At 72.4% G+C, this 24,767-nt stretch carries 20 protein-coding genes; 4 read left to right on the top strand and 16 right to left on the bottom strand.

Annotation, left to right across the window (positions count from 1 at the left end):
• The first annotated feature begins 324 nt into the window (after nt 1-324).
• Nucleotides 325-1,143, top strand: coding sequence for an AfsR/SARP family transcriptional regulator (locus ABEA93_RS29120; RefSeq protein WP_345678806.1), 819 nt, complete (start codon nt 325-327; stop codon nt 1,141-1,143).
• A gap of 64 nt (nt 1,144-1,207) precedes the next feature.
• Here the strand turns inward: ABEA93_RS29120 and ABEA93_RS29125 are convergent, their stop codons facing one another.
• The 13 genes from ABEA93_RS29125 to ABEA93_RS29185 form a co-directional block, all read right to left on the bottom strand.
• Complete coding sequence (locus tag ABEA93_RS29125) at nt 1,208-1,873, bottom strand: discoidin domain-containing protein (RefSeq protein WP_345678807.1); 666 nt, start codon at nt 1,871-1,873, stop codon at nt 1,208-1,210.
• A 1,049-nt stretch (nt 1,874-2,922) separates the two neighbouring features.
• Complete coding sequence (locus ABEA93_RS29130) at nt 2,923-3,462, bottom strand: phage tail protein I (protein WP_345678808.1); 540 nt, start codon at nt 3,460-3,462, stop codon at nt 2,923-2,925.
• A gap of 1 nt (nt 3,463) precedes the next feature.
• Nucleotides 3,464-5,419 carry a putative baseplate assembly protein gene (locus ABEA93_RS29135; RefSeq protein WP_345678809.1) on the bottom strand — a complete coding sequence of 652 codons (1,956 nt, stop codon included), beginning with the start codon at nt 5,417-5,419 and terminating at the stop codon, nt 3,464-3,466.
• Complete coding sequence (locus ABEA93_RS29140) at nt 5,416-5,823, bottom strand: GPW/gp25 family protein (RefSeq protein ID WP_345678810.1); 408 nt, start codon at nt 5,821-5,823, stop codon at nt 5,416-5,418. Before ABEA93_RS29140 ends, ABEA93_RS29135 begins: the two co-directional genes overlap by 4 nt.
• 4 nt (nt 5,824-5,827) lie before the next feature.
• Nucleotides 5,828-6,100: a PAAR domain-containing protein gene (locus ABEA93_RS29145; RefSeq protein ID WP_345678811.1), complete on the bottom strand. Its 273-nt coding sequence runs from the start codon at nt 6,098-6,100 to the stop codon at nt 5,828-5,830.
• 14 nt (nt 6,101-6,114) lie between these two features.
• Nucleotides 6,115-8,031, bottom strand: a complete 1,917-nt coding sequence (locus ABEA93_RS29150; RefSeq protein WP_345678812.1) for a VgrG-related protein — start codon at nt 8,029-8,031, stop codon at nt 6,115-6,117.
• 4 nt (nt 8,032-8,035) lie between these two features.
• Nucleotides 8,036-8,824 (bottom strand): CIS tube protein, encoded by a 789-nt coding sequence (locus tag ABEA93_RS29155; protein WP_345678813.1) that lies wholly within the window; start codon nt 8,822-8,824, stop codon nt 8,036-8,038.
• Nucleotides 8,825-8,827: 3 nt separating this feature from the next.
• On the bottom strand, nt 8,828-9,259 hold the full coding sequence (locus tag ABEA93_RS29160) for a phage tail protein (protein ID WP_345678814.1): 432 nt from the start codon (nt 9,257-9,259) through the stop codon (nt 8,828-8,830).
• A gap of 69 nt (nt 9,260-9,328) precedes the next feature.
• Entirely contained in the window at nt 9,329-11,473 is a 2,145-nt protein-coding gene (locus ABEA93_RS29165) for a hypothetical protein (protein WP_345678815.1), read from the bottom strand.
• Between the two features lie 153 nt (nt 11,474-11,626).
• Nucleotides 11,627-11,770 (bottom strand): DUF6760 family protein, encoded by a 144-nt coding sequence (locus tag ABEA93_RS29170; protein ID WP_345678816.1) that lies wholly within the window; start codon nt 11,768-11,770, stop codon nt 11,627-11,629.
• Nucleotides 11,767-12,228: a hypothetical protein gene (locus tag ABEA93_RS29175; RefSeq protein WP_425585144.1), complete on the bottom strand. Its 462-nt coding sequence runs from the start codon at nt 12,226-12,228 to the stop codon at nt 11,767-11,769. The genes ABEA93_RS29170 and ABEA93_RS29175 overlap by 4 nt, the downstream gene beginning before the upstream one ends.
• Nucleotides 12,228-12,671, bottom strand: a complete 444-nt coding sequence (locus tag ABEA93_RS29180) for a phage tail protein (RefSeq protein ID WP_345678817.1) — start codon at nt 12,669-12,671, stop codon at nt 12,228-12,230. The genes ABEA93_RS29175 and ABEA93_RS29180 overlap by 1 nt, the downstream gene beginning before the upstream one ends.
• Nucleotides 12,672-12,689: 18 nt before the next feature.
• Nucleotides 12,690-14,222, bottom strand: a complete 1,533-nt coding sequence (locus ABEA93_RS29185) for a phage tail sheath family protein (protein ID WP_345678818.1) — start codon at nt 14,220-14,222, stop codon at nt 12,690-12,692.
• Between the two features lie 298 nt (nt 14,223-14,520).
• On the opposite strand from ABEA93_RS29185, the gene ABEA93_RS29190 reads away from it, so the two are divergent.
• Together ABEA93_RS29190 and ABEA93_RS29195 are read left to right on the top strand one after the other, a co-directional pair.
• Nucleotides 14,521-18,198, top strand: coding sequence for a hypothetical protein (locus ABEA93_RS29190; protein WP_345678819.1), 3,678 nt, complete (start codon nt 14,521-14,523; stop codon nt 18,196-18,198).
• A gap of 22 nt (nt 18,199-18,220) precedes the next feature.
• A complete protein-coding gene (locus tag ABEA93_RS29195; protein ID WP_345678820.1) occupies nt 18,221-18,874 on the top strand; it encodes a hypothetical protein in 654 nt (217 codons plus the stop codon).
• A 24-nt stretch (nt 18,875-18,898) separates the two neighbouring features.
• Here the strand turns inward: ABEA93_RS29195 and ABEA93_RS29200 are convergent, their stop codons facing one another.
• From ABEA93_RS29200 to ABEA93_RS29210, 3 genes are read right to left on the bottom strand one after another with little or no spacing between them, the layout of a single operon-like run.
• A complete protein-coding gene (locus ABEA93_RS29200; protein WP_345678821.1) occupies nt 18,899-20,956 on the bottom strand; it encodes an ATP-binding protein in 2,058 nt (685 codons plus the stop codon).
• Entirely contained in the window at nt 20,953-21,648 is a 696-nt protein-coding gene (locus tag ABEA93_RS29205; RefSeq protein ID WP_345678822.1) for a Pvc16 family protein, read from the bottom strand. Before ABEA93_RS29205 ends, ABEA93_RS29200 begins: the two co-directional genes overlap by 4 nt.
• A gap of 7 nt (nt 21,649-21,655) precedes the next feature.
• A complete protein-coding gene (locus ABEA93_RS29210; protein WP_345678823.1) occupies nt 21,656-23,968 on the bottom strand; it encodes a VWA domain-containing protein in 2,313 nt (770 codons plus the stop codon).
• Nucleotides 23,969-24,248: 280 nt separating this feature from the next.
• On the opposite strand from ABEA93_RS29210, the gene gcvH reads away from it, so the two are divergent.
• Nucleotides 24,249-24,644: a glycine cleavage system protein GcvH gene (gcvH, locus tag ABEA93_RS29215; protein WP_345678824.1), complete on the top strand. Its 396-nt coding sequence runs from the start codon at nt 24,249-24,251 to the stop codon at nt 24,642-24,644.
• Nucleotides 24,645-24,767: the final 123 nt, after the last annotated feature.

A 24,767-nucleotide genomic window follows, 5' to 3' on the forward strand; every position in this document is an offset into this window, starting at 1 on the left:
GCGGGTGCGCGTCAGCGCCTCACCGGGAGACCCGGAAAGGTTCCATGACTTTTTATGACGTTACGCCGGGTTCTTCTGGTGCGCCTGGGGTGGCGGTGGGGTGGCGGCCGGGTGGCGGTGCGGCCTGGCGGTTCACGCGCCGCGGATACCCCCGGTTCGTATTCGGCGCTTCGTGGTTGCGGAGGGTGAACTCCGGGCAACACGACGCTGCGTACAGGTGCTCCTGCCCGCCGTGTCCCGGTGCCGTCGTGGCGGCGCACGCGAGCCTGCCCCCCAGGTGCGACGGCGCGGGCCGGGAGCGCAGGCACACGGGGAGGAACACGCATGTCCGGAAACAACCCCCTGGAATCCACGCGCGTCGCGCGTGCCCCGGAAGAGGAGGTGAAACCCCCGCCGGGCCCGTCCCCCACCGTCCACATCCGCTGCTTCGGCGGGTTCGTGCTGACCGTCGACGGCCGGGAGCCGGACTGGGACTCGGTCCGGCCCAAAGCCCGCGCGGTGCTGCGGCTGCTGTCGGTGCGCGCGGGGCACTGGCTGCACCGGGACCGGCTGGTGGAGACGTTCTGGCCGGGGCTCACGGGGTCGGCCGCGATCCACAACCTGCAGGTGACGGTGTCGAGCCTGCGTGGCGTCCTGGAACCGGAACGGGTGGGCGGCGAGGCGCGGGTGGTGGTGCGCCAGGGCCTGTCGTACCGTCTGCGGCTGCCGCGCGGCGGCACGTGCGACGTCGCCGACTTCGAACGCGAGGTCCGCGAGGCCCGCGCCGCCCGGCGGCTGGGCCGGTGGCAGGAAGCCACCGACGCCCTGTGCGGAGCCCGCGACGCGTACACCGGCCCGCTGCTGCCGGAGGAGGGCGCCTCGGACTGGGTCGTCCCGGAACGCGAACGCCTCGGCCAACAGGCCGCGTGGGCCACCGGCACGCTCGCCGAACTCCGCCTCCGCCAAGGGCGCCTGGGCGATGCCGTGGAGACGGCCGAACGCTGTCTGGAAATCGACCCGTTCCGCGACTCGGCGTGGGACACCCTGATCCGGGCACGGGAGCGCTCCGGACAGCGGGCGGCCGCGGTACGGGACCGGCGGAGATACGGGGAGATGCTGGCGTCGCTGGGGGTGGAGCCGGGGAGGGGGAGACACTCGGCTTGAGGGGATCCCCGCTTGGCGGGGGTCGAGTGGGTCGAGTCGGTCGCGCGCGGTGTCCGGGTCGGGGTCAGCGGCCGCGGAAGAACTCGACTTCGGCGATGGCGGGGGGCTGGTCGGTCGGGGCGTAGACGCTGTCGATGCGGATGCGTACTTCGCGGACGTCGGTGTGGCGGAGGTCGAAGGTCTGCGGTCCGGGTTGGTCGCGCAGGCGGATCGCGACGTCGCTCTCCCTGCCGTCGGCGCCCACGACACGGAACGTGAGTCGCTCGGGGCGGCCGTGGGCCAGGAAGTCCTCGGGCTTGCCGGACGTCCCCGGCGACACGATGACCTTGAGCAGCCGGACCGGGTGGTCGAACGTCGCGACGAGTTCGGCACCCGGTCCGGGCTCGCCCGGCGCCCACGCGCGGTTGCTCACCCCGTCGAACGCGGCCGCCGCGGGCATCCCCGGCGCCTCGCTCGACGCGCTCTTGCCGGTCGGGGGCGCGGCTTCGGGGTCGGTGGTGTGGTCGCGGACGAAGTCGAACGCGCCGCCGTAGAGCGGCCGCCCGAACCACAGCGCGGCGAGCAGCGCGGCCACGAGCAGTGGCGCGACGACCCGGCGGCGGCGCCGCGCCCGCACGCGAGGCCGCTCGCCGGCCAGGCGCGGCTCCGCGGGAGCCGCGCCGAAGAGCCGCTTCCACCAAGGCGTCGGCGGTGGCGGGGTGGGGGCTTGCCGGGGCGCGGGGGCGGCCAAGGGCTGTCCGCACCGCACGCACAACGTGCGCTCGCGTGCGTTGTCGACCCCGCAGGACCGGCACCGGCTGCCGCCGCGAACGACCGCGTCCACGGCCCGCCCCGGCTCACTGCCGGCGGGCCCCACGTACGGTTCCGCCTCCCGCTCCCCCGGCCGCCGCAACTGCGCCCCGGCGAGCCCGGCGGAGGTCGCGTCGGAGGAGGGGATGGAGGGAGGCGCGATGGGACGGGGCGGGGCAGCGGGCGGAGGCGCGGACGTCGGACGTGAGGAGGAGGGCGGCCGCGACGCACGGCCGGGACGGGCAGGGGAGGAGGCGGAGGAGGCCGGGTCCCGGTCGATGCTGACGCCGGGACGCGGGGTGGCGGGGTCGGGCGGGTCGGGGGTGGGAGGTAGGGGGGAAGCGCCGAAAGGCCCGGGTTCCTGGGCATTGCCGGCGCCGGGACGGGAGTTCGCGGAACCGGGCGGGTTGCCGCCCGGGGACGCGGAGCCGGAGGCAGGGTGAGGGGGCTCGGCTTCACGGGCGACACCGGGCCGAGGGCTGCGCGCGTCGAGCGGGTCGCGTTCGGAGGCGACTTCGAGCGCGGAAGCGCCCGAACCGGGCTCGGGCGCAGCAGCCCCGGGCCGCGACGACACAGCCTCGCGGCCACCGCCCCCCGCAGGCCGATCGCCACCGCGGTTGTCGCCCGCGACTCCCCCACCCACGCGATCCGGCGGCGGGAACCGGGCAAATACCGGCCCAGCCGGCGGTGGTGGTTGCTCCGTCCCGCCGCGTCCCTCGGCGGGCGGCGCGCTCGACGGGCGCGGCGGCACGTCCTGCCGAGCCGGGTCCGGCCCCGGTGCCGAAGCCGGCCGTCCGGCGGCCGCACCACCCGGCGCCGCACGCTCGTCGGAACCGTCCGCTTCCCCCTCCCGCACCCGCGTCCCCGGCACCGGCGTGTCCGGCACGTGCGCGAACCCCGGCAGTGTCTCGTCCCACGCCAGGAACTCCCCGCAGCCCGCGCAAAACTGGGCCTCCGCCCCGTTCTCCCGCCCGCACTCCGGACACGCCCTCATGACGCCTCGATCTCCAACGTGAACCCCACGTGCGCCGGAATCTCCGCCGTGATCAGCCGCTCCAACCGCCCCCGGTCCACCGCCGCCGGGTCGGGCACCCGCAGTTCGATCCGCACCCACGGCCGCGCCTCGCCGGGCAGCGACTCGCCCGGGTCCGTGGACCACTTGGTGCCGCCCGTCTCCGTCAACTCCGGCACTACGCCAGTCTCCACCCGCACCACCTCGGCCAACGCCCGTGCAGTTCCGCGGCGTTGGTGGCGGGCCACCGCATCGGCAACCACCGCGCGGCGTTGGGCGAGCGGCCGGTCCGCGTCCGCCTCCACGGCGACCCACCGCGCCACCCATGCCAGCAAGTCCTCCGGTGCGGTGCGCGGATCCAGGTGCGCCGGGAGGTTGTCGAGGGTCAGCAGGACCGGCGCCAACACCTCGTCGAGACCCGCCAGGAAGCCCTCCAGGAACGGGTGGCCCAGGTACACCCCCGGCAGCCGGTACACCAGCGGATGGGCGGTGGGCAGCCCCTCGACCGTCCCGCGCATCTCATGCCCCCCTGACGCGCAGCTGGTGGCCGTGCGAGAACACCAGGGCGTGGGGACGCAGTTCGATCCGGCTCACGGCCTCCGTGCGGCGTTCGCCGGTGACCGGGTCGGCCGCGAACAGCCGGACGTCCTGGACGAGGTCGACCCCGGGCACGCTCTGCAGCACCGCGTACACCTCGCCTGCCTGCACCGGCCGCCCGAACGGCCACCCCTCCCCCGCCGGTCCGCCGGTCACCGGGTTGAAGTAGCGGTACAGCGCGGCAAGGCCCAGCGCGCGGAGCCGGTCGTCGACCGCGCCGGGTGTCGCCTGCACGGTGGCGACCACGGTGACACCCTGGTAATACGGCGGCTGCACCACCAACCGCGCTCCCACCGGCCGCCGTTCCTCCAGGTGCGCGGCGATCTGCCGGAGCGTCGGCTCGGGGGGCACCAGGTCGGCGAAGCGCAGGCGGCCCGTCCCGTCGTCGGGGGCCGCGGGGATCACCAGCAGCCGCACCCCGCCCGCCTGCGCCGCGTCGTCGCCGACGGGGACACAGAGCACCCGGGCGATGTCCGGGGCCGCCTGGCGGGCGATCTGCTCGTAGTCGTGCGGGACGACCGCGCGGTGCAGGGTCCGCAGCGTCATCGGGCCCCGGATCTTGGCGTTCTCGATCGTCTCGGCGTCGACGCCGCCGAGGGCGGGCGACCGGTTCTCGACGCGGGACACGAACGGGATGGACGTCCGCATCACCCGGATCGCCCCGACCGCGACGTTGCCGCGTCGTCCGCCGCCTGTGCGGTAGCCGCGGACCCGGATCGGGCTGCCCTTCGGCGGCACCGCGCCGTACTGCCGCACGCTGCCGTCCGCTTCGCGCACCGCGGGGCCGAGCTCGATGCGGCCGGTGCCCGGGGTGAGGGTGAAGTGCCGGTCGCCGGGTCCGGAGTGGGCGAAGTCGTCGACGCGTTGCCAGGCCGTCCAGCCCGCGCCGTCGGCCACGTCGACGACGAGCGGCTCGTCGCCGGGCACCACGGGGGGCCGGGCAACCTCGAAGTACTGGCCGGGCACGCCCTCCGACAGGCCGAGCACTTCCTCCTCGACCGTCTCGGCGTGCACCGCGTCGACGGAGCCGCCGATGGTGAACGCGACGAGTTCGCGGACCGTCGGGGACGCCGTGTAGACCGGCTGCCCCGGCACCGCCTCGACCAGGCGGCACCGCAGCCAACCCGCCGCGGTCCGCGCCACCGACGAGACCGCGTGCGCGGCCGGCAGGTGCAGGATGACCTCGCCGGGCCGGTTGAAGCCGCCGGTGGTGTCCGCCTCGACCTCGCATTCCGCCCACGCGGCGCCGTCCCACGCCTCCCACACGAACGGCGGCCGCCGCGGGTCGACGCCGACGCCCTCGACCCGGCAGTCGAGGCGGAGTGCCACGACGCAGGCCGGCACGGCGCTCGACAGGCCGACGTACAGCGCGTCCCCGGGCGCGGGTGTGCTGCCGAAGCACGGCACGTCGCGGGCGAGCGCGAGTTCGTCGGTGCGGTCCACATCGGTGCCGGACGCGGTCCGCGTCGCCAGGTGCGCCAACGAGCACGGCACCACGGCGAGGTCGCCGACGGTGGTGAAGACGACGGCCTCGTCGGTCTCGGTCCGGACCGTCGCGACCTCGGTGCCGGCCCGCACCGTGACGGTCTCCGGCTGCGGGGCGGACAGCCGGAAGGTCGCCTTGGTACGGGCTGCGGTCGGCGGGTGCAGGCGAACGCCGATCAGGTCGAGGAATGCCAGGTAGTTCTTGTCCGGCACCCGGTTGAGCCGGTACAGCAGTTCGTCGACCATCCCGGCGAACGCCTCGATCAGCGTGACCCCGGGGTCGGACACGTTGTGGTCCGTCCACTCCGGGCACCGGCGCTGCACCAGGCGTTTCGCGTCGTCGACGAGGCCTTGGAAGCGGCGGTCGTCCAGGTTGGGCGCGGGCAGGTTCACAGCCCCTCCTCGTGCCGGGGGATCACATAGAAGGGGAAGACCAGGTTGCGCGGATCGTTCGTGCCGCGGATGGCGTAGCGGATGTCGATGTAGAGGACTCCGTCGTCGACGGCGTCGAAGCGTACGGACACTTCGGCGACGTCGATGCGCGGCTCCCAGCGCTCCAGTGCCAGCCGTACCTCGTAGGCGAGTTGCCCGGCGGTGCCGACGTCGGCGGGGGCGAACACGTAGTCGTGGACGGCGCATCCGAACTCCGGGCGCATCGGCCGTTCGCCGGGTGCGGTGCCGAGGATCAGCCGGATCGCCTCCTCGATCTCGCGTTCGCCGCGCGCCAGCGCGACCCGGCCGGTGGCGTCGGTGTGCGGCGGGAACGCCCACCCCGCACCGATGAATTGGGTCCCCATGCGGTCACCTTCCGCCGATCCGCACGCTCGGGCATCCGGAGACGACCGCCGCGCCGCACCCGGCGATATCGCCCACGCGGGCGGCGGGGCGTCCGCCGATGAGCACCGTCGGGCAGCCGGGCGGCAGCAGCGTCGACGGCGGGTGCATGCCCGAGCATGCGTGTGTGGTCCCGACGGTGGCGGCGGGCCGTCCGCCGATCAGGACGGTCGGGACGCCGGGCGGGCCGACCGCGCCCGGGTGTCCGGTCGGGTCGCCGACTCGTGCGGCGGCTGGCATGGCGTTCCGTCCCCTCAGTTGATCGTGACGAGTCCGGCGTTGATGGCGCACGTGGCGCCGCCCTGGATCTCGGTACGGCTGGTCCCGTGCAGCCCGAGCTGCGCGCCTTGCACGTCGAGCGCGCCGGTGGTGGTAACCGCGAGGCGCCCGTTGCCGCCGTCGAGTTCGAGGCCGGACGCGGCGGTCAGCTTGACCGAGCTGCCGTGCAGTTCGAGGGCGCCTTGGCCCGCGTCGAGCTTGACGCCGTTCCCGGCGTCGATGGTGACCTGCTGCTCGGCCTTGATCTCCACAGTCCCGTCGCTGTGCACGGTGATCTTCGTGCCCTTGCGGTCCAGGTCGAGGGTGAGCTTGCCGTCGCCGGTGACCATCCGGACGCCTTGCGGGCCGTTGGCGGCGTCCAGCAGGTCGAGGCGGTTGCCGCTCGGCGAGCCGAAGGAACGGCGGTTCACAGCACCGCTCGTCCCGTCGACGGCCGGGGAATCGGGGGCTGTTCCGGGGGCGGAAGGCCCACCCGGCGGCGAGGCGGCGCCGCCCAACGGTGTCGCGGGCGAACTCCCGCCGCCTTTGCCGCTCTTCAGGGCGCCGAGCACGTACGGCCGGTCGAGATGCCCCTGTTCGAAGCCGACCAGCACCTCGTCGCCGACCTCGGGGTGGAACATCGCCGCGTCGCCGCCGGCCGACTGCGCGGTGCGGGCCCAGTCGCTCGCGTAATCCTCGGACAGCCACGGGAACTTCACCTTCACCCGGGTCAGCCCCGCCGGGTCCTGGGTGTCGGTGACCAGGCCGACGACCAATCCCGGCACGCGGTCGGGTGCGGCGGCCTTGGTGCCGGCGCCCTGGGTGAGGCCGAACAGCGAGCGTTCCTGGCGCCCGGAGACGGTGATCCACGTTTCGTAGCCGCGCACCGGGTCGAACACGTGCCGGGACGAGGTGACGGTGTAGCGGCCTTCGAACGGCTTTCCGACCCCGGCGAGCGTCACCGCCCCGCCGGCCCGGACCTCCGGATTGCCGCGGATCACCGCGTCCAGTTCGGCGAACGATCCGGCGATGCGCTCGGCGAGGGCCTTGGCGGCCTGGTCGACTTGTGCCTGTTCGGCGTACACGGTGTCGGTCACCACATAGTCGGCCTCGCCGAACGGCTGCGTGACCTCCGCAGCGCTGACGCCCAGGTCCAGGGTCGCGGCCTTGCCCGCTTCCGCGCGGCCGACCAGCGGCTGCTGCGTCTTGGCGTCCCAGCCACGGACTTCGACGAAGGTGACCTGTTCGGCGGCGCTGACCGAGGCCCGGCAGCGCACCAGGTTGTCGCCCAACTCCAGGACGAGCGGGTTCCGTTCCGCGCGCACCGAGGCGTCGGGGGCCTTGTCGGGTGCGGTAGGCCGGGTGACGTTGAGCTTGCCGTCGACGACGTACGCTTCCGCGCCCGCCTCGTCGGCCAGCGTTCGCAGGAACTCCCAGTCGGTGACGTTCGCTTGCGCCACGTGCGCGAGCACCGGCCCGGACACGTCGATGGTGCCCGCGGCCAGCCCGGCCCGGGTGGCCACGCGTGTACAGATGTCCGCCACGGTCATGTTCTGGTACCCGACGACGCGCCGCCCGCGGAACAGCCGGTGCGACTTGTCGAGCCCGCGGACCACGGTGAAGGTGCCCGTCCCGTCGACTTCCAGTTCCAGCGCGGTCACTTCGCCGACCAGCAGCGGCTTCGGCCCGCCCTGGCCGCCGGACTGGGCGAGCAGCCGCATCTCGGTGCCGATGCGGATGCCCGCCTTGTCGAGCAGCAGATGCGACGGGTCGCGGAAGCGCAGCACGAACAGGTCGGGCAGCGTTCGACTGTCGTCCACATAGCCCTCGACCAGGCTGTTCGCGAGATCCGCGGGCAGCGGACTGCCGCCGACCTCGACGACGAGGGACTTCGCGACGCTCTCGTGCGGCATCGGCTCACCACCCCCGCGCCGGGCCGCCGTCGGCGGATCGGCCCAGCCGGTCGGGGTCCGGCAGCATGATGTCGCGGCCGGCGACCAGCCGCATCGGGTCGTCGATGCCGTTGAGTTCGGCGATCGCGCGCCACGCGGCCGGATCGCCGTACTCGGCGTACGCGACCGCCTGCAGCGTGTCCCCCGACCGCAGCCGGTGCACGCGCTGCGCGGCCAGCGCACCCGACGTCGGGTTCTGCCCGGGCGTCTCGCCGCTGATCTCCTCGACCGACACCTGGCACACCGCCCGGATCGGCACCCCGGACGTCGTGAACAGCGTGTATTTGGCCTGCACTTGGCTCACATACGCGGGGAACCCGGTGAGCCCGCCCCAATGGAAGACCACCCACGGCGGCGACGCCTTCTTCTGCTGCCGTGTCTCCCCGGTCGGCACACAGCACGCGAACAACTGCTCGACGGCCTTGACCACGCTGTTGTCCTGCGTGTCGCTCGCGTCGAAGAACACTTCGAGCTTGAGCTTGCTCGGCTGCGGGCCCTGGTACTCCGGCGGACCCGCGCTCTTGGCGCCCTTCGCGGGCGTCCGCTTCCACGACGCGGCCTTGGTGAGCGTGAGTTCCTTCGGATTGAACTGGAAGTCGACGCGCCCGCACGGCGGTCCGGGCGTCAGACCGCCGCCGGTCGGCGGCGTGCGCAGCTCCAGGAACGCGTGCTCCAGCTTCGGCCGCGCACCACCTCCTCCGGCGCCCGCGGCGGGCCCGGTCCCGGCGGCGCTGAACGCGATCGGCGACGTCACGGCTCACGCTCCCATCACATAGCCGTGGTGCACGATCTCGATGGTCTCGATCGCGACCTTCGGCGAATCCGGGTTGAACGTCGGCCCGCTCCAGCGCACCGGGATGACCTCCAACAGGCCCCAGGTGGCCACCGTCTGCCCATCCCCGGTGCGGGCCTCGATGTGCGCGGTACGCCGCTTGAACCCGGTCGTCATGCTGGCGAACCACCGCGCGACCTTCTCGGTCTCACGCGTCAACGGGCGCGAGAGCTTGACCTTCGAGTACTTGAGCCGGGTCGGCAACTGCCAGACGTGGCCGTTGTTTCCGCCCTCCTCACGCTGTTCGAGGACGACTTCGCAGCCGAGGCCTTCGCAGGTGTTGAAGGAACCCAGCTCGATGCCGTCGATCGTGACGACGAAGCAGACACTGACCGCGGGGTCATCGGTGACGGACAAGGCGTCCCCCTCGGGCTTTCGGTACGGGCGGCGGCGGATGCGGCGGACGGGTCGCTGTCGATGTCGCGGTCAATGCCGGGTGTCGATGAGGAAGCCGGCGCGCTCGCGCTCCAAGCGCAGATCGGCACGCAGCATGCGGCTCAGAGGGGTGTAGAGGGCGCGGACCAGATCGTCGGTCACGGCGGGGGGTTTGTCAGGGTCCGGGCCTTGGGGGGGCGGTTGCTGCTCGGTGGGCTGCTCCGTCGGTTCGGCCGGTTCCCCGGGGGTGGTGGGGATCGCCGTCGAGGTCGGCTGGTCCGGGGTGACCTGATCCGAGACGGGGTCGGGTTCGATACCGGTCTCGCCTTCCTCCGCGCGTTGGAGGGGAAGGTCGAACACCACGGAGCCGTCGGCGGCCCGGTGCCCGAGACCGGCGGCCAGGGCGGTGTCGCCGGCCGTGGGACGGGCGGTGGCGGCGGAGCGTTGGAGCGTGGTGCCGGGCGCGGTTGCGTCGAGCGCGGGACCGACGACGGGGGCGCCCGACGACCCGCCCCGTTTTCCGTCCCACGCTGCGCCCTCGGCCGCGGTGCGCTGCACCGACGCCCGAAGGGCGGTTTCCGCGGGCTCCCAGCGCACCGGTACCGCCCGAGGGCCCGCATCGTCGGCGGGCTGGGTCACGCTGCCCGATTGCCCCACGCCGACACTCGACGGGACCTCTGCGCCGGAGTACAGCGGCAGACTGCGCCAGGCGAGCAACTGCGCCACCGGCAGGGGCGAGACGGGCGGGAGCAGCGGCGCGGGGAAGGCAAACGCGGAGGCGCCGGGCTCTGCCCCCGCGATCGCGTGCGGTCCGGACGACGATGCGGACGCTCCCGGGCCCGACGCGGCGCCTCGCGCCGCGGGCAGGCCCATCGACCGTTGGAGGTGTCCGCCGGAACCCGGCGATGCGGCCACGGCCCCCCGGGCTGCTCCCCCGGGCGCGGTCGGCATGCCTGCGGCACTCCGGCCGGAGCCGCCGGAGTCGGGTGAAGCCAAGCCGAGTCGCCCTGCGTCGCCGCGGGCCGATGTGGGGTCCACCGCCCGCTGAGCGGAGTCGGTGCCCGATCCCTCCGCGTCTCCCGAACCGCCGGACAACGGCGCCGCGCCGCCCAGGAGGGGCGCCACCGGCGGATCCGCGGATCCGCCGACGGCCGCGCCGGCATCCGCAACGCCGAGCGGGCCCACAGGGTACGGAGCGGCGTCGGCACCCGGCGCCGGAGCCTCCGGCCCCGTGCGGGCGGCTGCCGAGCGCTGTGCGGTCTGCGGCAGTTCGGACAGCGGGGCACCGAGTCCGAGCGTCGCCCCGGGTCCGGTGTGCGGGCCGGGCCGGAACGTCATCGACCCCGTGCCGCCCGCGCCACGTCCGCGCTGCACCGGCATGCCCGGCGGCGTGCGGTCGGCCGGGGGGTCGACGGCGACCGCGGCGTCTGCGGCCGAGGGGGGCCGGGGGGAGGTCCCGGCGTCCACGTGGCCGGGACCGGGCAGGCCCGGTAGCCCGGTGCCGTCCCTGCCGGCCGACGCTGCCTGCACCGACGGCCCCGAGCCGATCGCGTCTCCCCCGTCCGGCAGGTCGCCGTGGCCGCGCGGCGGCACATCGAACCCGCCCTCGGGCACCGGAGCGTGGGGGACATGCCACGAGGGCCCGGCGTCGACGTGCGCCGCCGCCACCATCGACTCCGGCGTCGCGCGCCGGAGCGGGATCGCCCGCGGCATCGGCATGTCGACGGGCGCGGGCGGCGCGGGGAAGGCAACGGCGCGCAGCACCGTGGGCGCCGCCGCGCCGCCGGAACCGGTGCCGGCGACCGACGCGCCCGGCGATTCCGAGCCGTCCGACGACGTCGCTCCACCCGTCGCAGCTCCGCCGCCCGCGGCCGACTCCGCAATGCCGTGCGCCAGGCCCGTCGGCGCAGCCGGATCCACCAGGTGCCCCAGCGGGGTCCCCAACGTGCTGTCCCGGCGCGTCGTCAACGTCCCCTGGAAGCCTGTCGGATCGATGGTCAGCGCGGCACCGGACAGCGTCCGCTGGAGCGGAGGCAGCTGCGGCCACGCGGGTGCTTCGCGGACCGGACCGGGGCCGTCGACCGCGGAAGTGTCCTCGGCGGCACCACTCGTGCTGCCCTCGGAACCGTCCGCGGCACCGTCGACAGCCCCGTCAGAAGCCCCGGCGCGCCCTCGCCACCACGACACCAACCCCATGCACCACACCTCCCCAACGGTCGGATCGCCCCCGCCGGAACAGCTCCGTTCCGGCGCCGTCGCTCGCGCGGCGTGGGCCACGGTGACGGGCGAGCGGACCTGTTCCACGTCCGACGCCGGTCGACAAGCACCTTGCCGTCGCCCGAGCACCGCCTACCCCGCGTTCAACCGCGCCACCTGCGCCACGTAAGCCAGCCGATCCGCATGCTCGAGATCCAGCAGGTCGTCCAGCGACCAGTGGAAGTGGTAGGCCAAGTACGCGACTTCCTCGTGGATCCGGTCCGCCGCGTACGTCACGATTCCCCCAGGCGGCCACCGGCGAGATCCACCACGAAGCCCTCCTGGCACGACGGACAGGTCACGGCCGCCCGCGTGTGCCCCTCCGCGTTGATCCGCCGGTAGAAGTCCTGCAGGAACGCCAGGTCCGACGCGAACAGGTCCTCGACGATCCCCGGATGGATCTCGTCGAGCGTCCCCAGCCGGGTCAGCACGCGCGAGATCAGCACCACCGACAGGTACGCCGGGTTCTCCCGCACCCGGTCGTCCCGCAGCGGCACGAGTTCGTCCCGCGCGGTGGCGAGCCGCATCGTGCCGCTGCGATGCACGACACCCCGGCCGTCGACGTACCCGCGCGGCAGCTCGAAGTCGAACTCGGTGCGCAGCGCCCGCGGCGGCCCCGCGGGCACCGGTGTCGGCGCCGTCGCCTCGTCCGGCGGCTCGCTTATGGGAACCGTCGCGCCGATCGTGCGGCGCACTACTCGACCTCCAGGCTTTCGTACGTGATCACCAGTTTCTCGGTGATCACCGACGTGTCTCCGGCCTTCAGGGTGCTGATCTCCAGGGACTTGGGCCATGCGTTGATCAGCTTGTAGCGCTTGATCGGCATGCCCTCGTAGTCGTAGACGATGATCGCGCCGTTGCGCCGCGCGCCGGTCATCCGGCCGAACCGCGAGTCCTTGACCCAGCGTTCGAAGCTGCTGTCCTCGGTCAGGCCGCGGCTCACGGTGACCTCGCCGGCCTTCGGCTTGCCGGGGAGCTTCTTGACCGCGTACTTGCCGTCGAACGTGTTCTGCTTCAGCTCGATGACGTCCTGCTCCATCTTCAGGCCGCTCACCTCGGTGATCTGCCTGATGAGCACGCTGTCGAACTCGAGGCCGAACGCGTGGCCTACCGAGCTGTCGAGATCGGGAAGTGGCATCCTGCTTCGCTCCTTCGGTTACTCGTCGATCCCGCCGGTACCGCCGGAGAGTTGCGCCAGGCGGAACACCACGAACTCGGCCGGCTTCACCGGGGCGATCCCGATCTCGCAGACGACCTGCCCGGCGTCGATGCTCTCCGGCGGGTTCGTTTCGCGGTCGCATTTGACGTAGAAGGCCTCGTCGGGAGTGAGGCCGAACAAGGCGCCCTTGCGCCACTCGTTGACCAGGAACGCGGAGATCGTGCGCCGCACGCGGGCCCACAGCGCGTCGTCGTTCGGCTCGAAGACCACCCACTGGGTGCCGGAGAGGATCGACTCCTCCAGGTAGTTGAACAGCCTTCGCACGTTCAGGTACCGCCACGCGGCGTCGCCGGACAGCGTGCGTGCGCCCCATACGCGAATGCCGCGCCCGGGGAAGGCACGTATGCAGTTGACGCCGATCGGGTTGAGCAGGTCGTGCTCACCCTTGGTGAGCGCGGTGGCCAGCGCGACCGCGCCGCGGACCACCTCGTTCGCGGGGGCCTTGTGCACGCCGCGTGTGTCGTCGTTGCGGGCCCACACACCGGCCATGTGGCCGCTGGGCGGGATCGTCACGTTGCGCCCGGTGGACGGGTCGAGGACCCGGATCCACGGGTAGTACAGCGCGGCGTACTTCGAGTCGAAGCCGGCGGTGTCGGTACGCCACGTCCTGAGCTGCTGCGGGCTCAGCGCGGGCGGCGGGTCGAGGATCGCGATGCGGTCGCCCATCAGCTCGCAGTGCGTGATGAGGGCCTGTTGGACGGCGGCCACCGTGTCCAGGTCGATCGCGCCGTTCTCGTAGGCGCTCATCAGGTCCGGGACGGCCACCATCGTGACCTCGTCGACGGCCTCCAGGCCGCTGAAGCCGGTGCGCTGATCCGCGTCGCCGACGTAGTCCTCGGCGGTCGGCGCGGCGAGCGCTCCGCCCGCGCCGGGCGGCGGGGCGAGGGCGACGGTCTGCGCGGCCGGACGCGCCGCCGCGGCACCGCGTGCGGCGGTCTCCTCGAGGTTCACGACCCGCGACCGCGCGTTCACCTGGGTGGCGGCGTTGTCCTTGCCTTTGCGCGCGGTGACGGCCGGATACGTCTCGACGGCCTCCCCGTCCCGACGCACCACGAGCCGGAACGCCTCCTGCGGCGGGCTCTCGCCCTCCGGGTCGCCGATCTCGACGGTGATGTCGCCGGTGACGCCGGGCAGCGCCCGGACCACATACGCGCCGAGCTGGGCTTGCGCCGTGGCCTCGACGGCGTCGGTGCCGTCGGCTGCGGACCGCGCGCCGATGCGGACGATGTAGCAGATCCCGCCCCCGTTGGCGAAGAATCCGTACACCGCCGACGCCAGATAAGTGCCTTCGACGAAGTCGCCGAACGTCGTGGTGAACTGGCTCCAGTTCGTGATCAGCACCGGCTCGTTGACCGGCCCCCGCTCGGCGAAACCGATGAACGCCGCGACCGAGGTGCCCACTCCCTCGATCGGCCGCGAGCCGGACTCCATCTCCTCGATGTAGACGCCCGGCGACAGATACGACGGCATGTGGTGTCTTCCTCCCGTGCCTTCCCGCGCCCCCGACCGAGGCCATGGCCGAGTTGGATTGTCGCCACGAAACGGGATCTTGCGGAACGCCGCGGCGACCGCCCGGCCGTACACCGCGAACTGCCCGAACAGGCAGGCCCGCACCCGAAGCGGCCGCCTGCCGCGGGCACCGCTCCGGCGGTCGCGGCGGCCGCGGGCAGCCAACTGTGCCCACACGGCTGCCCGTGCGGCCTCACCGCCGCCGGGCGCGCGCCCGCAGCGTGGAGGGCATGTGCGCCGGCAGCGAGCGGGAGCGTGCGTGAAAGCCCCGCACGAGGACCGGGAGGTGCCCTCCCGGGACCGGCGCCCGCATGCCGCGGGCCCGCCGGAAACGGCCTCCGCCGAGCCTGTCGCCGCCTCGGCGTCGGCGCCCCGCCTCGACCGCCGCAGCGTCCAACGTCTCGCGGCGGGAGGCGCCGGCAACAAGGCGGTGGCCCGCCTCGTGGCGCAGCGCTATGCCCCGGTCGTCAAGCCGCCGCCCGCACACGCCCCCGGCTTCCGCAAGACCCAGAACGAAGTCGCCGCCAAGAAGCGGCACATCGGCACGCACCACCCGGCGGCCACGGAGTCGAAGTCGGCCCAGGACGCCGCCGTCGCGCCCCCGGACGACAAGGAAGCGCAAGGCAAGGCGGCGCAGGCCGAGAAGATGAACGCGGCCAAGCCGGGCGGGTTCGACAAGGCCGCGTTCGTCAAAGCGGTCAACGAGGCGATCGCCAAGCAGGCCCCGAAGAACCTCGACGAGGCCGACAAGTTCTCCGGCTCCGGCAAGGCCGAGAAGGTCAAGGGCGAAGTCGACGGGCAGGTCGGCCAGGGCAAGGAGAAGTCCGCCAAGGACATCGCGACGACCACCAAGGCCGCGCCGGACACGTCCAAGGCCAAGGACAAACCGGTCACCCCGATGCAGCCGGACCAGGCGCCCGCCAACCCGGGTGCCCCGGACCCGGCGGGCGCGGTGCCCGACAAGCAGCCCGCCGCGGTGACCGACTTCTCGGAGGGCAAGCAGGACACCGACCGGCAGATGGCCGATGCGGAGGTCACCGACGACCAGCTGAAGAAGGGCAACGAGCCCGAGTTCGACGACGCGCTGTCGGCGAAGAAGGAGGGCGAGCAGCACTCCGCCAAGGCCCCGACGCAAGCCCGCACCGCCGAGGACAAGCAGCGCGACGCGGCCAAGCAGGGCGCGGCGGCGGTCGGCACGCAGGCCGTCGAGAAGCTCACCGCGACGCGGCAGCAGGCGGGCAAGGCCGTCGACGGCGGCAAGGGCGACACCAAGTCGAAGGACGAGCAGAAGCGCGCCGAGGTCACGGCGAAGCTCCAGAAGGTCTTCGACGCCACCAAGAAGGACGTCGAGTCGACGCTGTCGGGGCTGGACAAGCTCGTCGACGACAAGTTCAACGCCGGCGAGAAGGCCGCCCGCGACGCGTTCACGGCCGACCACAAGCGCCGGATGAAGGCGTACAAGGACAAGCGCTATTCGGGCTTCACCGGGAAGCTCAAGTGGGCGAAGGACAAGCTCCTCGGCATGCCCGCCGAAGCGAACGAGATCTTCGCCGAGTCGCGCAAGCTCTACGTCGCGAAGATGCAGGGCGTCATCTCGGACGTCGCCGACGTCGTCGGCACCGAACTCGGCAAAGCCAAGGACCGCATCTCCCAAGGACGCCGGGACCTCAAGGCCGAGGTCGACAAACTCCCGGCCGACCTCAAGAAGTTCGGCGAGGACGCCGCGAAGGACTTCGCCGGGAAGTTCGACGACCTCGACTCCCAGGTCGACGAGAAGTCCCAGCAGCTCGTCACCGACCTCGCCCAGAAGTACACCGACGCGCTCGACAAGATCGACGAGGAGATCAAGAAGCTCCAGGAGGAGAACAAGGGCCTCTGGGACAAGGTCAAGGACGCCGTGGTGGGCGTCATCAAGACCATCATGGAGCTGAAGGACATGCTCCTGGGGGTCCTGGCCAAGGCCGCGAGCGCGGTCATGAAGATCATCAAGGACCCGATCGGCTTCCTCAAGAACCTCGTCTCGGCGGTCGGCGACGGCCTCCAGCGGTTCCTGCAGAACATCGGCGACCACCTCAAGAAGGGCCTGGTCTCCTGGCTGCTCGGGGTGTCGGCCAGTTCGGGCATCGAGATCCCGTCGAAGTTCGACCTCAAGGGCATCATCAAGCTCATCGCCTCGCTGCTGGGGCTGACCTGGGAGAACATCAAGTCCCGGATCACCCGCAAGGGCGTCCCCGACCAGGCGATGACCGCGGTCGAGTCCTCGGTGCCGGTCGCGTCGGCGCTGGCCAAGGAGGGCCCGGCGGGCGCAGTCGGCCACATCGCGGCGGAAGTCGGCGACCTCAAGGCGACGTTGCTGGAGAAGATCGCCTCGTTCCTGATCCCGACGGTCCTGATCGCCGGGATCACCTGGGTCATCTCCCTCTTCAACCCGGCGTCGGCGTTCGTGAAGGCCGTCAAGGCGATCATCGACATCGTCACGTTCATCGTGACGCAGGGCGCCCAGATCATCGAGTTCGTCAACACCGTCCTGGACGCCGTCATCGCCATCGCCGACGGCGGAGGCGGCGGCGTCCCGGGTCTGGTCGAGAACGCCCTCGCCAAGAGCATCCCGGTCCTGATCGGCGTCCTCGCCGCCCTCCTCGGCGTCGGCGGCCTCGCCGACAAGGTCAAGAAGGCCATCCAGTCCGTCTCGAAACCGGTCAACCGCGCCATCGACAAGATCGTCGACAAGATCGCCAAAGCCGGCAGGAAACTCTGGAACAAGCTCAAGAAGAAGGATCCGAACAAGCACGAGTCCGGCGGCGAGAAGAAGAAGCGGCTGGACCAAGGCCTGAGCGCCGGCAAGACCGCGGTGGAGAACATCCCCGGGGACTACGCGACGCCGGAGGCGGCCGCCAAGGTACTGGCGCCGATCCGCAGCAAATACAAGATGACCAGTCTGACCGCGGTCCAGGGCGGGGACACCTGGACCGTGCGCGGGGTGGTCAACCCGCCGGGCTCCCAGCACACCGGGAAGAACACACCGGACGGCGAGCTGCGGCGCATCCGAAGCGGGCTCCGCGACGATCGGGCGCAAATGGAAGTCGACGCCCTGGACCGGGAGATGGACACCAGGCGCCTCGTGACGCTGCTCAACCAATTGCTCCGTACACGCGGCGAGAAGGCCCTCGTCGACATGTGGCTGAAGCGCACCTCGCAGGAGAAACGGCCCACCGAACAGAAGAAGCTCGAAGCAAGGCGCGTCAAATACCTGGGCATCGCCGGACACGCCATCGACGTCGAGCAGGAGCGCAGTTCACCCGATTGCCGAAGGATTCTCGCGAGCTTCCGCCAGGAGGAGAGCAAGCTGCGGACCCTGGAGTCGGCCATCCTGGACATCAAACTCGCCGACGACGAGAACCGGGTGCGCGGGCAGCTCGCGGACATCGCCGCCCGCATGCTTGAGATTGGCAAGGGGCATGGTTACCCCTCGCTGGAGCACATCAAGCACGCATCGGAGTACGCGGTCGACGGGCAGCTGAAGCCCGAATACCAGGGCTCCGAGAAAATCCGCCGGATCTTCTACGGAGGTACGATCACGAGTCGCGCGACGTTGATCACCAACGATCTCCCCGGCCTTTCCCAGGACAAGGACAAGAACCAAAAGTACGCCCATCTGAAGAACGATCCCCACATCGGCGACGCGAACTACTTCTACTGCCGCGAAGGCGATCATTTGGCCCACGTATCGACGGTGCAAGCCGATCACCGGCACCCGGTGGCCGACCACTGGAACAACACGGGGAGCAAGACGACCCAGCCGCCTCGCGTCGCCTGGTACAACAACCTCGCCAATCTGGAACTGATGTGCGGCCCCTGCAACGCAAGCAAGGGGTCCGGCGGCATCGAATACGAGCCGGATGTGGGCGACCACTTCCTCGGCCCGAAGAACAAATAGCGATCCTCACCGGGAATGACACATGAATGCCGAGTTGGAGATCTGGAACCCCGCCCTGCACATCGACGCCGCGACGCCGTCGCTGCGATTCGACGTCACCAGTACCGGGGTCGCGCAACTGGCCGACGGCGATCCCCGGCTCATGCGGGACTTCTGCACAGCCCTGAAAATCCGCTGCGGCGACGATCCGTCCTGGCGGATCACGCGATTCGTCTCGCCCTTCTTCGCCGCCGATCCGGCGGGCGATACGTGGCAGCAGCGCTACATCCCCGCCTGGTCGCTGGAGGTGACCGACCCGTCGATCGGCGAGTTCACTGACGTGTTCACGCCCTACCCGATGGGCGTGGCCACGCACGACTCCACGTGGAAACCCCTGGATCCCGAACGGGGCGATGACCGCCCGGTGATCGTCATTGCGGCGCGCGTGGCGACGGGACCGGACGACGTGCCGCCCGAATCACCAGCGGAAGCCTTCCCCGAGATGGACGTCGAACTCCGGGAAACTCCGATGCGTGACGGCATGATCCAGCAGTTCCGGGTGAATCTCGGCGCGCTCGACCCGCAGCGCGACGCGGCGGAGATCGACGCTGCGGCGGCGGCGTGCCAGGAGTTGGGGTTCCGCACCTTCTGGCTCGACCTGTTCACCGACAGCCTCGGCTCCGGCGGCGAGGCATGACCGGCCCGGTCCGGAGCATCCCCTCTAGGCCGTCAGCAGCTCCACATACGGCCCGAATTCGTGGGGCAGGGTGAGTCTGCCCAGTTTCTGGTACTCGCGTTGGATGGCGTGGATCAGGTGGGGCATGGTGACCGGGGTGCCGGCGTCGGCGGCGAAGTAGGCGGCGGTGACGGCGATGGCGCGGATGTTGCCGCCGGCGAGTTCGAAGGACTTGGCGCAGAAGTCGAGGTCGAGGTCGGCCGCGCGCGGGAGGGTGCCGCCGAGGCAGCGGTCCCACAGGTGGCGGCGGTCGTGCTCGTCGGGCATCGGGAAGTCGACGACGAGGTCGAGGCGGCGGGTGAAGGCGTCGTCGAGGTTGGCGCGCAGGTTGGTGGCGAGGATGGCCAGGCCGTCGAAGGACTCCATGCGTTGGAGGAGGTAGGCGCTTTCCACGTTGGCGTAGCGGTCGTGGGCGTCCTTGACCTCGGAGCGTTTGCCGAAGATGGCGTCGGCTTCGTCGAAGAGCAGGACGCCGTTGACGCCGGCGGCTTCGGAGAAGATGCGTTCGAGGTTCTTCTCGGTCTCGCCGACGTACTTGTCGACGACGGTGGCCAGGTCGACCGTGTAGAGGTCGAGGCCCAGGTCGGCGGCGATCACTTCGGCGGACATGGTCTTGCCGGTGCCGGAGTCGCCCGCGAACAGCGCGGCGACGCCGCGGCCCCGGCCGCCGCCCGGGCGCATGCTCCAGTCGCCGAGGACGCGGTCGCGGTGCCGGGCGCGGGCGGTCAGTTCGCGGAGCCGGTCTTTGGTGCCGCGCGGGAGGACGAGGTCGTCCCAGCCCACCTCGGGGGTGATCCGCCGCGCGAGCCGGTCGAGTCCGGCGGCGTTCTGCGCGCGGGCGCCGTGCCGGATGTGCGCCAGGGTGAGCGGCCCGGTGTCGAGGACGGACTGCTGGGCGGCGGCGTGCGCGGCCGCGGCGACCTGCGCGGGGGTCAGCAGGAACGGAGCCAGGGCGGCCTCGATGTCGACGTCGACCGGTGCGGGGCCCGGGTAGGCGTGGTGCCACAGGTCCGCGCGGCCCCCGGGGGCGACGCGCGGGGCGACGAGGTGCAGCGGGGGGCGGGCCGACCACGAGGCGTCCCAGGGCAGGCGGCCGACCAGGGCGATGGGGAGGTCCAAGGCGGCGGTCAGGTTCCGGACGACCGCGGTGTGCTCCCGGGCGACGACGTCGAGGGGGGCGCAGACCAGTCCCGCGTGCGTGAGTCGGGCTTCGCGTATCGCGGCATCCACCACGTCGTGGTGGTGCGGGTCGCGGGCGAGGGCGTCGAGGTCGAGGCAGAGTGCGCCGTAGCCGGCCGCGGCCAGCGCTTGGAGGGCCAACGCCGCGCCCGCGCCGCCCTGTTCCTCGCGGAGGTAGGCGAGCCCGACGCCGGAGGCGAACGCGCGGGCGAGCGGCGCCGGGTCGCCGACCGCGCCGGCGCCCGCCCAGTCGGTGAGCAGTCCGGTCAGCCGCGGATCGGGGGCGTCGTCGCCGAGCAGGTGCGAGGTGACCCGGTCGGGGACGCGCAAGGCGCGGGTGAGGAAGGGGCGTTCGGGGTCCTCGACGGTGACGAGGCGGTGCGCGCGGAGCGGGGCGTGGGCGTTGAGGCGCGCCCGGGCTCCGGCGTCGGCCGGGGAGACGCCGCAGAGCGCGAGGGCGAGGCCGATGGAGGGGCGGCGGCGGGTGACGTCGTCGTTGAGGTAGCCGTAGAAGGACTCGAAGCGTTCGTCCAGGTCGGGGATCAGGGTGATGAGCAGGATCTCGACGTCGAGCGGGGTCAGGCCGAAGTCCCGGGTGAGGCGGAGCAGACGGGAGGACGCGGGCGCCTCGGCTTCCACCGCGGCGAGGCGTTCGGCCGCGTCCGGGGCCGGGGGTCCGGGCGAGCGGCGGGTGACGAGGAGGCGGGCGACGGCGTCGTCGCTGAGGTAGAGGCCGCGGAAGGCGTCGTCGGGATCGGGGTCGTCGGCTTGGCGGCGCTCGACCTCGCGGCGCACCCGTTCCTCGACGAGGACGACGCGGGCGAGCAGGTGCCGGAGGCCGGTGGCGTCGTCGGGGTCCGTCATGTCTTCCCCTTCGGCGCGCGGCCGGAGCGCCGGGTCATGGCCCGGCGGGCGCGCTCGCGGTCGGTGCGGCCGTAGACGGGTTTCTCCTCGGGGCTGCCGGGGGCCGGGCGCGGCGGCGGGGCGAAGCCGTCCAGGGACACCTGCATGCCTTCCCCGGCGGGCGGTCCGGCGGCGTACACCGGCGAGGCGGTGACCGGGACGCTCACCACCACGTCCAGGGACGGCTTGAGTTCCCCGCCGAGCGCGCTCCAGACGTCCGCGAACGAGCGGTCCTCGGGCGGCGGGAGCGCGATGGACAGCGGTACGGGCACGCCGAGTTCGGCGAGCGTCCCGGCGATCCGCTCCTTGGGCAGCGCCTCGTAGCGCAGCATGCAGGCCAACAGCTCGGACAGCAGACGGTGTTCGTCTTCGGGTCGACGGGTCCACGCGGTCAGCAGGTACGACAGCTTGAAGTACCGCGGCGGCCGGCGGCGCGCGACCACGATCCCCTGCTCGTCGTACTCGTTGTAGAGCCCGCGTTCGCGGCGCCGCATGTCCTCGCGGATGTCGTACAGGTACAGGTTGACCGTCGGCGCGTTGACCTTCGCCGCCCAGTCGCGCGTGGGCGCGTCGAACACCACCGACACCGACGTCCTGTCCAGCGCCTCGGCGCGCAGCAACGCCCGCAGTGCGTCGTCGACTTCGTGGATCACGCGCGGTTCACCCCGCCCCCGGGGGCGCGCCCAGCCCCGGCGGCTGGTCGTTGCGCGGCACCACGAGCACCGGTACCCGCGCGGACGGCGAACCCGACTGCCCGACCACGAGGTTGCGCGGTCCGACCCGGTCCTTGCGCAGGATCAGCACCTGCGCGTCGAAGCCGCCGCCGGCCGGCACCACGGTCGGCGCCGCCGTGGCGGTGATGCCGGCGTCCCACGCGAACGTCAGCGTCGTGCCGGGCGGGAAGTCCGTGCCGTGCACCTGCACGACCTGCCCGGTGGACGCGACCGCGGGCGACACGGTGAGCTGCGGTTGCAGCACGGTGACCGGCGCCGTCGCGGTGTTGTCGGCGGTGTTCGGATCCGGCGGCGCGGCGGCGACGCCGCCGCGCAGCGTGCCGTTCCGCACCGGGCCGCTGTAGACGAGGTCCTGGACGACTTCGAGGCGCCCGCCGGCGGCCAGCGAGCACGGGTTCTGCCGGGTGCACGCGGACTGCGGGCGCGCGTCGAGCGTGCCGGGCGCCGCCGCCGGGGGTGCGTCGCCGGAGACGACGATGCCGGTGGCGGTGTCGGGACCGGCGTTGGTCACGGTGTACCGCACGGTGACCGGCGTCCCGGTGTAGCCGGGCGTCGGGGCGACCGCGACCGCCACGGCGACGTCGGCGGACGGCGGAGGCGGTGGCGCGGGCGGTTGCGGGGCCCGGGTGACGGTGAAGGCGGCCGTCGCGCGGCCGGTGTTGCCCGAGGGGTCAGCGGCGGTGCAGACGACAGTCGTCGTCCCGACCGGGAAGACCGTGCCGGACGGCGGGGCACAGGTCACCGGCACGGGGCCGCCGATCGCGTCCACGGCGGTGGCGGTGTAGTCGATGCGTGCGCCCGGCTGGTCCCACCCGGCCACCGCGCGCCGGTTGTCGACGGTGACGACGGGCGGAGTGACGTCCGCGACGGGGATGGTGATGCTCTGCCGCAGCCGCGGCTCGCCGTCGTCGCCCGGCCCGACCACCTGCTGCTCGGGGGTCTCGGCGCCGATCACGAACTGCACCGTGCACTTCAGCTCGGTGCCCTGCGGGGCATTCCCGGCGACGGCGACGGTCTCCTTGAACGTGGCGTCCTGCCCGCTGGTCACCGTGCGGGTGGGCGGGGCGAGGGAGACCGAGACCGACGGCGGGCAGTCCACGAGCCGGTAGCCCACGGTGGTGGGCAGGTTGGCGAGGCCGTCCGCGATCGTGTCGGCGACCTTCGCGGGGTCGATACCGCGGAACAGCTTGCCGTTGGTGGCGTTGACCAGCGTGGTCGCCTGGTTCGGGTCGTGCAGGGGATCGTCCTTGTAGCCCTTGCCGTTGTCGCCGTTGCCGTTGAGGCCGTCGCCGATGTCGGTGGCCACGTCGACCGCGATGACCCGGATCCCGCGCTGCTTGGCGGCCCGGATGGCGTCGGCGAGCGAGTGGCTCTTGCTCGGGTCGTGGCTGGACGCGTCGCCGACCAGGACCACGATGGGGCTGGACCCGGCCCGGAACTGCGTGCCGCCGCCGGCCCCCTGGGCGATCTGCCAGAGCGCGTTGATCCAGTCCTCGGACGGGCCTTTGCTGTAATTCCCGCGCGTCGCGTCGAGCTTGCCCACGCCGCGCTCGACCGCGTCCAGGTCGTAGGTGAGCGGCTGGAAGAGCTGGAACACCCGCTCCTTGTCGACCTCCTGGTCCCCGAACGTGGCCACGGCGAACCGCGAATCGGGCTGGCTCGCCCGTACTTTGCCGGTGATGGTGCCGATGTCCTTGCGCACGTCGTCGATGGACGGCTGCATGCTGGCGGTGCCGTCGACGAGCAGCACGATGTCGGGGCGCGGCGGGATGGCGGGGGTGCGGACCCTCTTGTCGACGACCGTGGACGTGCCGGGCTTCAGGGGGAGATCGACGGCGTTGGGGATGACGGCGGGGGCCGGGGGGTCGGGCTGCTGCGTAGAGGTGCCGGTGGCCGTCGGGCTGCCGGACGTGGAGGCGGTGGTGGTCGGGAGCGCGGTGGTCGGCGGGATGGTGGTCGGGGTGCCGGGGCCGGTGGGCCGAGGCATCGTCGGCGTGCCGGATCCGGGACCGCTCGTGCCGGGTCCGCCGGTCCCGGTGCTTCCCGGCGTCGTCCCCGACGCGCCCGTCGTGGTCGGCCACGGCGACCCGGGTCCCGGCCACCCGCCGGGCGAGCCGCCGGTGCCCACGCCCACGGTCAGGCTGACGCTCAGCGCGGTCCCGCAGATCGAGACGAGCACGAGCACGACGGCCACGGCATCGGCGCGGAAGGCCCGGCCGGGGAAATGGTGGTACGACAACGGTCCCCCGGGCCAGACACGTCGCCGCCGCACAGCGCCCCCTCCGCGTTCGGTACCCGACCCCACCAGCCTCCCGGCGCGGGCGGCCGGCGCGCAGCGTGGACGCGGACAGTGCGGAGGGAACTGCGCATGGTCCGCAGGGGCAATTCCGGCTCGGCGGTCCCCGGCTCCACATGCCGTTCACTCGTCCGGGTGGAACTGCTTTCACGCCTGGTCCCGCGTGGAGCAGGCTTGCCGTCGCCCAACCATCACGTGCGAAAACCCAGCCCCGGAGGCCGGTATGGCGAACATCCCGAGCGATCGCCTGTACAGCAGGGACCACGAATGGGCCCTCATCGAGGGCGACCGGATCCTGATCGGCCTGACGGATTTCGCCCAGCGCCAACTCGGCGACGTGGTCTTCGTCGAGGTCCCCAACGTGGGCGACCGCTTCGAGGCCGGCGAGCCGTTCGGCAGCGTGGAGTCGGTGAAGGCCGTGTCCGAGATCTACGTGCCCCTGAAGGGCCAGGTCGTCGAGGTGAACGAGGCCTTGAACGAGAGCCCCGAGCAGGTCAACGACGACCCCTACGGCGACGGCTGGTTGATCCGGCTCCGCACCGACGGACCGGCGAGCCCGGACGGCCTGCTCGACGCCGCCGCGTACGCCGACTACCTCAAGGAGGAGGCGGCGGACTAGGGCGCGTATCTGGTTGTGATCAGTTTGCGGGAGTGGCCATCGCGGCAGGGTCTGATCTGGTAGACCGTGTTGTGTGACACGAGCGCAACTGACGGACGATGAGTGGGAGTTCATCGCGCCGCA

It is taken from the genome of Yinghuangia aomiensis, from assembly GCF_039542225.1.
Classification (GTDB): Bacteria; Actinomycetota; Actinomycetes; order Streptomycetales; family Streptomycetaceae; genus Yinghuangia; species Yinghuangia aomiensis.